Source organism: uncultured Albimonas sp. (assembly GCF_963977235.1).
Taxonomy (GTDB): Bacteria; Pseudomonadota; Alphaproteobacteria; order Rhodobacterales; family Rhodobacteraceae; genus Albimonas.
In genome coordinates, this window is the sequence record NZ_CAXBOD010000090.1 from 1 (window position 1) to 12,447 (window position 12,447).

The 12,447-nt window shown below is 72.0% G+C and carries 11 protein-coding genes, 1 tRNA gene and 1 pseudogene; 6 read left to right on the plus strand and 7 right to left on the minus strand.

The genetic code is table 11. The annotated features are described in order from the left end of the window. Positions 1-746, plus strand: a pseudogene (locus AAC134_RS22265) (hypothetical protein); the annotation flags it as partial. A 195-nt stretch (positions 747-941) separates the two neighbouring features. On the opposite strand, the gene AAC134_RS22270 reads toward AAC134_RS22265, so the two are convergent. Further along, positions 942-1,027 (minus strand) — tRNA-Tyr (locus AAC134_RS22270). 84 nt (positions 1,028-1,111) lie between these two features. Between AAC134_RS22270 and AAC134_RS22275 the strand changes: the two genes are divergently transcribed. Together AAC134_RS22275 and AAC134_RS22280 are read left to right on the plus strand one after the other, a co-directional pair. Further along, positions 1,112-2,041, plus strand: coding sequence for an RNA methyltransferase (locus tag AAC134_RS22275; protein ID WP_339951722.1), 930 nt, complete (start codon positions 1,112-1,114; stop codon positions 2,039-2,041). Positions 2,042-2,288: 247 nt separating this feature from the next. Then, positions 2,289-2,807 (plus strand): CoA-binding protein, encoded by a 519-nt coding sequence (locus AAC134_RS22280; RefSeq protein ID WP_339951724.1) that lies wholly within the window; start codon positions 2,289-2,291, stop codon positions 2,805-2,807. Between the two features lie 588 nt (positions 2,808-3,395). Here the strand turns inward: AAC134_RS22280 and AAC134_RS22285 are convergent. Further along, complete coding sequence (locus AAC134_RS22285; protein WP_339951726.1) at positions 3,396-4,061, minus strand: LuxR C-terminal-related transcriptional regulator; 666 nt, start codon at positions 4,059-4,061, stop codon at positions 3,396-3,398. 118 nt (positions 4,062-4,179) lie between these two features. Here AAC134_RS22285 and AAC134_RS22290 point away from each other — a divergent pair, with 118 nt between their 5' ends. Further along, a complete protein-coding gene (locus tag AAC134_RS22290; RefSeq protein WP_339951728.1) occupies positions 4,180-5,352 on the plus strand; it encodes a thiolase domain-containing protein in 1,173 nt (390 codons plus the stop codon). Positions 5,353-5,460: 108 nt separating this feature from the next. Here AAC134_RS22290 and AAC134_RS22295 read toward each other — a convergent pair whose 3' ends face one another. From AAC134_RS22295 to AAC134_RS22315, 5 genes are all read right to left on the minus strand, one after another. Further along, positions 5,461-6,672 (minus strand): FAD-binding oxidoreductase, encoded by a 1,212-nt coding sequence (locus tag AAC134_RS22295; RefSeq protein WP_339951730.1) that lies wholly within the window; start codon positions 6,670-6,672, stop codon positions 5,461-5,463. A gap of 160 nt (positions 6,673-6,832) precedes the next feature. Continuing rightward, the gene (locus tag AAC134_RS22300; RefSeq protein ID WP_339951732.1) at positions 6,833-7,630 is read right to left on the minus strand and encodes an SDR family oxidoreductase; all 798 of its coding nucleotides are present in this window, start codon (positions 7,628-7,630) and stop codon (positions 6,833-6,835) included. Continuing rightward, positions 7,627-8,688, minus strand: a complete 1,062-nt coding sequence (locus AAC134_RS22305; RefSeq protein WP_339951734.1) for a phosphotransferase — start codon at positions 8,686-8,688, stop codon at positions 7,627-7,629. Before AAC134_RS22305 ends, AAC134_RS22300 begins: the two co-directional genes overlap by 4 nt. Continuing rightward, on the minus strand, positions 8,685-9,212 hold the full coding sequence (locus AAC134_RS22310) for a MaoC family dehydratase (protein WP_339951736.1): 528 nt from the start codon (positions 9,210-9,212) through the stop codon (positions 8,685-8,687). Before AAC134_RS22310 ends, AAC134_RS22305 begins: the two co-directional genes overlap by 4 nt. 1 nt (position 9,213) lies before the next feature. Beyond that, on the minus strand, positions 9,214-10,053 hold the full coding sequence (locus AAC134_RS22315; protein ID WP_339951738.1) for an SDR family oxidoreductase: 840 nt from the start codon (positions 10,051-10,053) through the stop codon (positions 9,214-9,216). A gap of 129 nt (positions 10,054-10,182) precedes the next feature. Between AAC134_RS22315 and AAC134_RS22320 the strand changes: the two genes are divergently transcribed. Together AAC134_RS22320 and AAC134_RS22325 are read left to right on the plus strand one after the other, a co-directional pair. Then, complete coding sequence (locus AAC134_RS22320; RefSeq protein WP_339951740.1) at positions 10,183-10,926, plus strand: TetR/AcrR family transcriptional regulator; 744 nt, start codon at positions 10,183-10,185, stop codon at positions 10,924-10,926. 87 nt (positions 10,927-11,013) lie between these two features. Next, entirely contained in the window at positions 11,014-12,246 is a 1,233-nt protein-coding gene (locus AAC134_RS22325) for an acyl-CoA dehydrogenase family protein (RefSeq protein WP_339951742.1), read from the plus strand. The last annotated feature ends 201 nt before the right edge of the window (positions 12,247-12,447 follow it).

The following is a 12,447-nucleotide window of genomic DNA, read 5'->3' on the forward strand; positions in this document are numbered from 1 at the left end:
CGCGGTCGGTGAAGGCAGGGCAGGGCGTCGTGCGCAAGCGCTACTGGTACTACGCCTCCCGACCCGATGAGGGTGCGCCGGCGATGCGGATGCCGGCCGGCGAGCTGGAGGGCTTCGTCGCGCGCACCCTCAGGGCCCATCTCGGCGACGCGGATCGTCTCGCCGCGGACCTGCATCGGGTCGGCATGTCGCCTGCAGCGATCACAGATGCGCTGAATCGTGCGGCCATCCTCGCCTCCGACGCGGATGGCCGCATCGCGCCGCTGATCGACCTGATCGAGCGGATCGAGCTGGGTCGCGACGCGCTGGCGATCATGGTCAGGCCCGCAACCCTCTCCGCCGATCGCGATGCTGACGCGCCCGGCGGATCGATTCGCATCGAGGCTCCGCTGCAGGCCCGCCAGACCGGTCGGGCCAAGCCCATCGTGATCGGGCTCGATCGGCGCGAGCGGAGGCCGGATGCGGAGCTCATCGCGATGGTCGCCGATGCGCGGCGATGGGCGGACGAACTGCTGTCGGGCGCGACCGCCTCGGTCGGCGAGATCGAACGGCGGGAAGGCGGGCGGAAGGGATCGGTCAGCCGCATCCTGCCGCTGGCCTTCCTGGCGCCGGACATCGCGGAGGCAATCCTGAACGGGGGGCAGCCGGAGGGGCTGACCGCCGGGGCGCTGCGCCGGTTGCCGGATCTGCCGCTCGACTGGACCGAGCAGCGCTGCATCCTGGGCTTCGAGCCTCGCCGGATCTGACCGGCAGCGCGGCGCGACCCTCGCCTCGAGACCTCACCTGAAACTCGGCCGCAGAGCAAACGCCCCTTCCAGGGGCGTTTTCGCTCCGATTTCGGTGCTCTCGTGAGGTTCTGTCGGCGCGACACACCGCTAACCCGCGGAAATGTCGACGACTTCCGAGACGAGGCAGGATCAGTGGTTTTGAGAAGGGCTGCGTGGTGGAGGGGGCTGGATTCGAACCAGCGTAGGGTTTCCCCGACGGATTTACAGTCCGTTGCATTTGACCGCTCTGCCACCCCTCCACAGGGCGCGCCGCGGGGTGTAAGGCGCTCCGTGCGGGAGGTCAAGCGGTCCCCGCGCCATTTCCCGCGCGAAGGAGCCACGTCATGGCCGAGGACGGAGACGACAGGAAGCCCAGGGCCAGGACGGGCGAGCGGACCGGCGATCGCGCGAGCGGCGGCCCCCGCCCCGCGCCGCGCTCCGGCAAGGGTGGCGGCGGAGGCCGGGCCGGCGGCGCCAAGGGGCCGCGCGGCGCGCCTGGCGCGCCGCGGCCGGCGCCCTGGCGCCAGGGGCCCGGCGGCGACGGCGCGCTCTGGCTGTTCGGGCTGCATGCGGTGCGCGACGCGCTGGCCAACCCCGCGCGGCGCAAGACCCGGCTGATCCTGACCCCCAACGCCGCCGTTCGCCTCGGCGAGGACGTGATCGAGGCCGCCGGCCTGACCCCCGAATCCGCCGACCCGCGCCGCTTCCACGCCCCCCTCGACCCGCAATCGGTCCATCAGGGCGCCGCGATGGAGGTGCTGCCGCTGGACTGGGGCGGGCTCGAGGAGGTCTGCGCCCCGCGCGGCGAGCGCGACGTGGTGGTGCTGCTCGACCGCGTGACCGACCCCCACAACGTCGGCGCGGTGCTGCGCTCGGCCGAGGTCTTCGGCGCCCGCGCCGTCGTCGCCCCCGCCCGCCATGCCGCCCCCGAGACCGGGGCGCTGGCCAAGACCGCCTCGGGCGCGCTGGAGCGGCAGCCCTACCTCAGGGTCAAGAACCTGTCCTCGGCCATGGCGACGCTGCGCGAGATGGGGTATTCCCTGCTGGGCTTGGACGGCGAGGGGGAGACGACGCTCGACCAGGCGCTCGACGCCCGCCCCGGTCCCGTAGCCCTGGCGCTGGGGGCCGAGGGACCCGGTCTGCGTCCCAAGACGCGGGAGACCTGCGACGCGCTGGTGCGGATCGATTCGGCCGCCGACTTCGCCTCGCTCAACGTCTCCAACGCGGCGGCGGTGTCGCTGTATGCGGCGACCCGGCCGCGCGGGGGGGGCTGAGCGGGCGCGAGCGTGTCGGCCGGGCGACTCCGCCCCTGAAACATACCGCAAACTTTCGCGAGGGGGTTTCCAACCTCCCGTCGCGGCTCCATATACTCTTGATGAGGCGATGATGACGGGTTCGCCCCCATCATCCACTCACTGTCCCTCGTTCCGACTTCAGCGCCCGCCTTGTGCGGGCGCTTTTTTTGGGGCGTGGCCGCCGGACGCGCTTTCCTGCGCGGTCTCCGCGGCTTAGGGTGCGAGCATGACCCAGACTCAGGCGCCTTTCGACCCCGCTTCCAACCCCGCGCCGGACGGGCTGCGCCGGATTCTGCGCAGCGTGCGGACGGTGGCCATGGTGGGGGTGTCGACCAACCCCGTGCGGCCGTCGAACTACGTGGGGCGCTACCTGACGCTGAAGGGCTACAAGGTGATTCCGGTCAATCCGGTCGCCGCCGGGCAGCGGCTGTGGGGGCAGGAGGTGCGCGCCTCGCTGGCCGACATCCCCGCCGAGCTGGGGCCGATCGACATGGTCGACGTGTTCCGCCGCTCGGACCAGGCCGGCGAGGTGGTGGACGAGGCGCTCGAGCATCTGCTGGACCGCGGTCTGAAGGTGATCTGGCTGCAGATCGGCGTGGTGAACGAGCCTGCCGCCGCCCGCGCCCGCGCCAAGGGCGTCGAGGTGGTCCAGAATCTGTGCCCGAAGATGGAGTATCAGCGCCTGTTCGGCGAGCTGCGGATGGGCGGCGTCAACACCGGCGTGATCTCTTCGAAGCTCGGCTGAGGCTGCGCGCGGGCTCGGGCGGATCAGGCGGGCATTTGCCTCTTCTCCCCCCAACTGGCCGCGGCTGGCGCGCGGAAACGAGCTGGATCTGATTCGAAGACTTCTGGTCGGTTCCCGCGGTGCCGTTCGGGCCCAGCCCGGGCCCTCGGGCGATCGCGTCGTCGCCCGCGCGCAGGCGCGCGAGCAGCCCGCGCCGACCGGCCTGCAGACGGACGAGGGCGTGGCGGGCGAGCCTGCGCGGCGGTTGGCGCCGCGTCTGCCACCGCCGGCCCCTGGCGAAAACGCCCCCGCCGGCGAGCCGTTGACGGCGATCGCGCCCACGACTTCACTCGTTTCGGCGACATCGAGGCGGGGGGCGAGCGGATCGCCCCCTCCAGCTTCCTGCGCGGGGACGTGCCCGGGTATTCCATGTGGGCCTCGCGCTCGCGGCCCGCGAGCTTGTCGCCATCGACGGCGGCCCGGCCGAGAAGCGGGTCCTCGGGTCGGGGATGACGGTCTCGGCCGAGATCCTCTCCTGCGTCCTCAAACCCCTGCGCCTGACCGCGCACCGCGCCCTGACCGAGCCCCGAGCCGCGCCCCCGGGGCCGCCTAGCGCGACTCCACGATGCGCGAGACCAGCTCGGCCACGTTGCGCGCGCCCAGCTTGCGCATCACCCCGGCGCGGTGGACCTCGACCGTGCGGTGCGAGATGCCCAGCAGGCGGGCGATCTGCTTGGCGGTGCGGCCCTCGACGACATGCAGCGCGATCTCCCGCTCGCGCGGGGTGAGGTTGGAATCCGAGGGCGCCTCGGGGCCCGGCAGACGCTCGAAAGTCCAGACCATCAGCTCGAACGGGCGCTCGGGGGTCAGGGTGCGGCCACGGGCGCGGGCCCAGAACATCGCGCCGCCGCGGACCTGCATCACCCGCTCGTCCTCGTGCGAGGGGCGGTCGCGCATCAGGCGCAGCCAGCGCTCGCCGGCCGTGCGGAACTCGAAGGCCGAGGGGTAGAGCATGCGCACCGACTGCCCCTGCATCAGGTGACGCGGCCAGCCGAACAGCGCGGCGGCCGCCGGATTTGCCTGCAGGATCCGCCGGTTGGCCAGGACCAGCAGCGCGACGGGCGCCTCGGCGAAGGCCAGCGCCGAGAGCGAGACGTCATCGCTCGCGGTCAAGTCGGGAGGGGCAGGGACGGGGCGGGGCGCAGGCTCGGGCGTCAGGCCGGCCTCGACGAACAGGTCGGGCTGCGGCTCGGGCGGGCGTCTGCGCCTGACCATCTGCTCGCCTCCCGCCTGCCGCAACTACGAAGGGACCTACGTAGTCCTGCGTATGGAAGCAACCCGCTTGCGATGTGCATATGCACGTCAACGACAGGTCAACGGGACGGGAGCCCCCATGAGCCAGGACATCCACATCACCGGCGCCGGCCACACCAAGTTCGGCCGCCTGCCCGACAGTCTCGAGGACCTGATCGTCGAGAGCGCCCGCGAGGCGATGGAGGAGGCCCAGACCGCCCCCGCCGAGATCGACGCGGTGTTTCTCGGCCACTTCAACTCGGGCCTCGTGAAGGACGGTTTCGCCGCCTCGCTGATCCACCAGGCGCACCCGGACTTCCGCTTCACACCGGCCGCGCGCTGCGAGAACGCTTGCGCCTCGGGCGCGGCCGCGATCCACGCCGGGATCAACGCGATCCTGGCGGGCAAGGCGCGCACCGTCCTCGTGGTCGGCGTCGAGAAGATGACCCACCGCGCCACCCCCGACGTGACCGAGGCGCTGGCCGGCGCGGGCTATCAGAACGATGCGGCCGAGGCGGCGCTGAGCTTCCCGCAGGTCTTCGGCCTCGCTGCGCGCGCCTATGCCGAGCGTCATGGCGACCCGCTGGCGGACATGGCGCGCATCGCCTCGAAGAACCATGCCAACGCGATGGACAACCCGCTGGCCCAGATGCAGCGCCCGATGAGCTTTGAGGCCTGCAACGAGGTCGGCGACAAGAACCCGCTGATCGCGCCCCCGCTGCGGCTGACCGACTGCTCGCTGGTCACCGATGGGGCCGCGGCGGTGGTGCTGCAGGCGGCCGACGTCGCCGGCGGGGCGAAGCGGCGCGTGAAGATCGCCGCCGCCGAGCATGTCAGCGATTTCCTGCCGATGTCGCGCCGCGATTTCGTGGCCTTCGAGGGTCCGGCCCGGGTCATCGCCCAGGCCTACGCCGCCGCCGCGATCTCCGTCGCCGACGTCGACTTCGCCGAGGTCCACGACTGTTTCACCATCGCCGAGCTGCTGGCCTACGAGGCGATGGGCCTCGCCCCCGCCGGCCGCGGCGGGCAGGCGCTGGCCGAGGGCACGGTCCTGAAGGGCGGCAAGACGCCGGTCAATCTCTCGGGCGGGCTGAAGGCCAAGGGGCATCCCGTGGGGGCCACCGGCGTCTCGATGCACGCGCTGGGGTTCCGGCAGCTGACCGGCCAGGCGGGCGGCATGCAGGCCGAGGGGGCCGAGCACGGGCTGCTGTTCAACATGGGCGGCGCCGCGGTGGCCAACTACGCCACCGTCCTGCAGGCAGACCGGGCCTGAGGGCGCGAACCGGCAGAGGCCCCGGGCTTGACCCGGGGCCTCTGCCGCCCGCGCGACGCTTGAGGTCCCGGGTCAAGCCCGGGACGCGCCCCGCGGGCGGGGCCGCGCTCAGATGATCTCGGTTTCGATCAGCGGCCGGTTCTCGAGCAGCCTGGCCCAGCCCAGGGGCGAGAGGTCGAGGCTTCGGTAGGCGCCGTGCAGCAGCCACTCGGCCACGCCGCGGCCGACGCCGGCCGCGTGCTGCAGCCCGTGGCCCGAAAAGCCGGTGGCGAAGACAAGGTTCGCCACCGCGGGGTGCGGGCCGACCACGCCGTTGCGGTCGAAGGCGTTCCACTCGTAGTGGCCGGCCCAGAAGCGCTGCAGCCGGATCGCCTCGAACGCCTCCGAGCGCGCGGCCAGCGCCGGCCAGACGATCTCCTCGAACTCCGCGTGGCGGGGGGCGAAGTCGTCGAGCGCGACCTCGGGATCCTCGGGCGGCGGGGCGCCGGCGAGGAAATAGCGGCCCTCGGGCCGGCAGAACACGCCCGAGGGGTCGATCATCAGGGGCGGGCGGGTCTCGGGCGCGGGGGGCGCGGCGCAGTCGAAGACGAACAGAGTGCGCTTGCGCGGCCCCACCGGCAGCGCGATCCCCGCCCAGGCGGCCGCCGCGCCCGAGCGGGGCCCCGCGGCCAGCGCCGCCGCCCCGCAGGCGATCCGCCCGCCGGAGGCGAGCCGCACGGCCGCGACCCGGCCGGCGGCCATCTCGAAGTCCACCGCCTCGTCGGTGAGAAACCGCGCCCCGGCCGCCCGCGCCCGGCGCGAGAGGGCGGTCAGGAAGCCCATGTTGTCGAACCAGCCCTCGCCGCGGGCGCCAAAGGCCCCCAGCGCCAGGTCGTCCGTGCGCAGGTGCGGCCAGCGGGCGGCGATCTCCGCCGGCCCCAGCAGCTCCACCTCCGCCCCGGCCGCGGCCTGCACCGCGTGGTTCGCGCGCAGCGCCGCCTCCTGCGAGGGGGCGGCGGCCAGCATCAGGTAGCCGTCCTCGCGGAAGGTCAGGTCGGGCCCCGGCTCGCCGTCGACCGCGAACAGCGTTGGCGCGGCGCGCAGCACCTCGGCGCCAAAGCGCGACAGGGCGATGGAGACGGGGGTCGAGAACTGCTGGCGCAGCCCCGCCGCCGACAGCGCGGTCGAGGCGTGGGCGTAGGAGGGATCGCGCTCGATCACCGTCACCGAGCCGGGGAAGCCGAGGAACGCCTTCAGCCAGCAGGCGATGGCGGCGCCGATCACGCCGCCCCCCACCACGACGATGTCGGAGGACTCTGGCGGCGAGGCGGGCTGGGTCATGCGGCGGGCTCCTTGCCCTTCCGCGCTACGCTGCGCGCGCCACGCCTGTCCAGCGGCCCGCAACGACCGCGGCCCTCCGCCGCGCCGCGCGGGCGGGACGACGGCCACGGGCGCGACAGACGACGCGCGGCTCCCGGCCCGACGGCGGGGCGTGGCGCCCTCAGACCGAGGTGACGCCGCCGTCGATGGCGATGGCCTGGCCGGTCATGAAGCCGTTGGCCGGGTCCGCGGCCCAGAGGATCGCCTGGCAGACCTCCTCGGGCGTGCCCAGCCGGCGCATGGGGACGCCGCGGGAGACGTAGGCCTCGGCCTCCTCCTGCGTCGACCCCTTGTCCATCATCGCCCTGACCGCGCCCTGCATCACGATGGGGGTCTTGGCGAAGGCCGGGCAGATGGCGTTGACGCGGATGCCGCGGCGGGCGTTCTCGGCGGCGGCCGACTTGGTCAGGCCGATCACGCCGTGCTTGGCGGCGGAATAGACCGAGATCATCGGCGCCCCCGCGATGCCGGCCAGCGAGGCGATGTTCACGATCGCGCCGCCGCGCCCGCCCTGGCGGGTGTCCATCGCCGGGATCTGGGCGGCCATCGCCTTCCACACGGCCCACAGGTCCACCTCGAAGACGAGGCGGGCGCGGGCCTCCTCGACCTCCTCCAGGCGGGCGCGGGGGTGGGAGAGGCCGGCGTTGTTCACCGCAACGTCGAGCCCCCCGAAGCGGTCCCTGGCCAGCGCCACCAGACGCGCGTGCAGGTCGTCCTCGGTGACGTCGCCGGCGAGCGTCGCCACCTCGCCCTCGATCCCCGCGGCGACCTCGTCGAGCGGGGTCGAGGGGTGATCGGAGAGGACCAGCCGGGCCCCCTCCGCTGCAAACATCTTCGCCGAGACCGCGCCGAAGCCGCCCGTGGCCCCGGTGATCAGCACCGTCAGACCCTCGAACCGCCCCGGACGCGCGCCGCTCACAGCGAGATCCCGGCTTTCTCGAGCCCCTCGACCGCGACGCGGGCCACGATGGGGACGTTCTTGCCCGACTTCATCGCCGTCTCGGGGTCCGAGGCGTTGCCGTCGAGGCCGCGCTTGTAGACGCCCTGGATGATCGCCGCGTAGCGGAACAGCGAGAAGGCCACGTAGAATTCCCAGTTCGGGATCCCGGTCAGGCCGCGGCGCTTGCAGTAGGCCTCGACGTATTCCTGCTCGACCGGCAGGCCGGTGGCGCGGCTGCGCTCGAGGTTGCCGATGCCGCGCACGCGCTCGGAATAGGGCAGCCGCCAGTAGGCGCACTGGTAGCCGAGATCCGCGAACGGGTGGCCGAGCGTCGACAGCTCCCAGTCCAGCACCGCCAGCAGCTTCGGCTCGGTGGGGTGGAACATGGCGTTGTCGAGCCGGTAGTCGCCGTGCACGAGGCAGACCGTGCCGTCATCGGCGGGCATGTTCTCTTCCAGCCACTTGATCAGGGCTTCCATGTCCGGGTGATGCTCGGTCTCCGAGGCGCGGTAGTTCTTCGACCAGCGGCCGAACTGACGCTCGTAGTAGCTGCCGGGGCGACCGAAGCTCTCCAGCCCCACCGAGGCGACGTCGACGTCGTGCAGGGCCGCGAGCGCGGCGTTCAGCGCGTCGTAGGTCTGGAAGCGCTGCTCGGGGTCGAGCTCGGTCAGGCGCGGGTCCCACAGGACGCGGCCGTCGAGATACTCCATCACGTAGAACATCCGCCCGATCGGGCTTTCGTCGCCATCGGGGGCCAGGTGGAACATCTTGGGGACCGGCACGTCGGTGGGGCCGAGCGCCTTCATCACCCGATACTCGCGGTCCACCTGGTGGGCCGATTTCAACAGCTCCCCCGGCGGCTTGGCGCGCATCACGTAGCGCCCCGAGTTCGCGGTCAGCAGGTAGGTGGGGTTGGACTGGCCGCCCGAGAACTTCTTGGCCTCGGTCAGCCCCTTGAAGCCCTCGACATGCTTTTCGAGGTAGGCGCCCAGCGCCGCCTCGTCGAGCTGGGCGGAGGCGTTGGCGTCCCGGCTCATGCGTCGTCTCCGAGCTTGGCGTACCCGCGCGAGGTGGCCACCAGCGCGGGCTTGCCGCCGCCGGCGACCTCCTGGCCCTCGATCTCGACCACCACGTCATAGGCGGTGACCAGGGCGCCGTCCTTCTCCTGCGCGTCGGCGAGCGTGTAGCGCCCGCGCACCTTCGAGCCGACGGCCACCTGGTTGATGAAGCGCACCCGGTCGAGCCCGTAGTTGAAGCCCATCACCGCGCCCTTCACCTTGGGCGAGAGCTGGTAGGCGAAGCCGGCCAGCAGCGACAGGGTGAAGAACCCGTGCGCGATGGTCCCGGGCAGGCCGTGCTCCTTCGCGCGGGGCGGGTTGACGTGGATGAAGTTGCGGTCGTCGGTGGCCACCGCAAAGGCGTCGACGGCCGGCTGGGTGATCTCGAACCACTCGCTCACGCCGATCTCCTGGCCGACCTTGGCCTTGAAGTCGGCGACCGACCAGGTCGGCACGTCGCGGGCGAGCGGGTCGTAGTCCTCGACCCCGTTTTCGGTCAGCATCTCAGTCTCTCCCCTTTTCCCACAGGTCTCCGCCCGTCATCACGCCGATGCCGCCGTCCAGCGGCAGGATGCAGCCCGTCACATAGGCGCCGGCGCGCGAACACAGATACAGCGCGGCCCCCGCGACGTCCTGCGAATGGCCCACGCGGCCCAGCGGAATGTCCTCGCCCACCGCGTCCTGCTTCTCCTGGCTGTCCGTCGCGAAGGCGGTCATGCGCGAGGGGAAGGGGCCGGGCGCGAAGGCGTTGAAGGTCACCCGGCGCGGGGCGCATTCCTTGGCCAGGATCTTGGTCATGTGATGCACGGCGGCCTTGGAGGCGGAATAGGAATAGCTCCCGTCCCCGATCGGCCAGTGGCCCATCACCGAGCCCAGGCTGATCACGCGCGCGGGGTCCGCGTCGCTGGCCGCCTTTTCGAGCAGCGGCAGCAGCTGGCGAGTGATCTCGTAGGCGCCCGCGACGTTCACGCGGAACACCTTGTCCCAGGCGGCGTAGGGGAAATCCTCGATCCCTTTCGCGGCCCAGGCGACGCCGGCGTTGTTGAACAGGATGTGCAGGCGGTCGGTGCGCTTGCCCACCTCCCGGGCCAGCAGCTCGCAGCCGCCTTCCGAGCCGACGTCGCCCGAGAAGCCCTCGGCCGAGCCGGCGCCGCCGGTCTGCTTGATCATGGCGTTGATCTCGGCCGCGGCGGCCTCGCAATCGGGGCCCTTGCGCGAGGCGATCAGCACCCGGGCGCCGCCCTGGGCCAGGCCCTCGGCGATCATTCGCCCGATGCCGGTGGCGCCGCCGGTGACCAGCGCGGTCTTGCCGCGCACGCCGAACAGGTCGTCGAGATAGCTCAACGCGTCCTCCCCATGCATTCTCTGGGCCGGGTCTCGCGCCCGGCTCCGGCCGTCCCCCGATCGGGGCGCCGGAGCGGGTCTCGATCGCCGGCGTTGACGACATACTCGGCAGTATGTAGGCTGCCGATGATGAGCGCAACCCCGCAGTCCCGGCCCGGCGCGGCCCCCTCCGATCCGTCCGACGAGGGGATCGGGAAAGTCGTCGCAGCCGCGATGGACGACCCCTTGCAGGGCGTTCCCCTCGATCCCGCCGCGGCGGCCGAGGCGGCCCGCGCGCAGGCGCTGGAGGAAGTGCTCGCCGCGGCCGCCGTCGCCTTCATGGAGCGGGGGTTCGCCGCGACCTCGATCGACGACGTGGCGCGCGGCATGGGGGCGACCAAGGGGCGGGTCTACCACTACTACCGCTCGAAGCTGGACCTCTTCGCCGACGTGGTCCGGCGCAGCCTCGAGATGATCCACGAGGCGGTCGAGCGGGCCGAGGCCGGGGGCGGCGATCCGGCCGCGAGGATGGAGCGGATGATGCGCGAGCATGTCGGCTCGATCCTGCGGGACCGGCCCTGGCATCGCTGCGCGGTGCAGGGCGTCGAGATGTTCCTGCGCGAGAGCGCGGCGCCCGAGCAGCGCGCCGCGATGGCCGACCTGATCCACCTGCGCAGCGCCCACGAACGCCTGTTCCTGCGCGTGCTGGAGGAGGGAATGGAGACCGGCGCCTTCCGCCGCTGCGACGCGGCGGTGACGGTGCGCACCCTGCTGCCGGCCCTGAACGGCGCCGTCTACTGGTATCGTCCGCGAGAGGGCGAGACCGAGGCGCACCTGGACCGGATCATCGATGAAATCGTCGCCTTCGCCCTGGGTGGGCTGAAGGCCCGCTGAACGGGCCCGCCGACGAGAGCGGGCGACGCCAAAGGGAGGACCCCCATGAACGCCAGACCCGAGTTCATCAAACCCGAGCTCGAGACCATGTCGCTGGGCATGACCGAGCGGCTCAAGCCCCTGCACGAGGCGGTGGCCACGATGGTGAAGGATGAGATCATCCCCGCCTCGACCGCCTTCGAGGAGGCCCACGCCAAGGCGCCGGACCCCTGGACCTACACCCCCGAGATGCTGGAGATCATCGACGGGCTGAAGGCCAAGGCGAAAGACCGCGGCCTGTGGAACTTCTGGCTGACGGATTCGGAGCGGGGCTACGGCCTCTCGACCGTCGAATACGCCTACCTCGCCGAGGAGATGGGCAAGGCGCCGCTCGGGGCCGAGACCTTCAACTGCTCGGCGCCCGACACCGGCAACATGGAAGTGCTCGAGCGCTACAGCTCGCAGTCCCACAAGGACAAGTGGCTGGGCAAGCTGCTGGAGGGCAAGATCCGCTCGGCCTACGTGATGACCGAGCCGCAGACCGCCTCTTCGGACGCCACCAACATCCGTCTGAGCTGCGTGCGCGACGGCGACGACTATGTGCTCAACGGCGAGAAGTGGTGGATCTCGGGCGCCGGCGATCCGCGCTGCGAACTGTATATCGTGATGGTCTACACGCCCTCCGAGGACCGTCCCAAGCACCAGCAGCACTCCCAGATCCTGGTGGACCCGAAGACGCCGGGGATCACCAAGCTGCGCGCCATGCAGGTGTTCGGGAACCCCGACGCGCCCCACGGCCACCTGCACCTGAAGTTCGAGAACGTGCGCGTGCCGGCCGAGAACCTGCTGCTGGGCGAGGGTCGGGGGTTCGAGATCTCCCAGGGCCGCCTCGGGCCGGGCCGCATCCACCACTGCATGCGCGCCATCGGCCAGGCCGAACGGGCGCTGGAGCTGATGATCCGCCGCTCGCTGGACCGCGAGGCGTTCGGCAAGCCGCTCCACCAGCTGGGCTCGAACCACGACATCATCGCCGAGTGCCGGATCAAGATCGAGCAGACGCGTCTGCTGTGCCTGAAGGCGGCGTGGATGATGGACCAGGGCGACCCGCGTCAGGCGGGGCCGTGGATCTCGATGATCAAGACCGCGGCGCCGCGGATGGCGCTGGAGGTGATCGACGAGGCGATGCAGATGCATGGCGCGGGCGGGCTGAGCCAGGACTTCCCGCTGGCCCACATGTGGACCCACGTGCGCACCCTGCGCCAGGCCGACGGGCCCGACGCGGTGCACCGCCGCCAGGTCGCCCGCCGCGAGCTGCGCCAGTACACGCAGGAAAAGGTCTGAGCCTCCGGGTCTGAAGCGGCCCCCGGTTCGACTGCGCGCGGCGCGCCCCGGAAACGGGGCGCGCCGTTTCGCTTTAGGAGGCGCCTTCCGGCAGGGAGCGGAGAGCGGGCGCCCTGCGGGCGGGCTTGGCTGCGGCCCGCCCTCGGGGAGGGCAGGGCTTCAGGCCCGAGGGGGGAGCCTCCGGCGGGCTCCTGACTCACC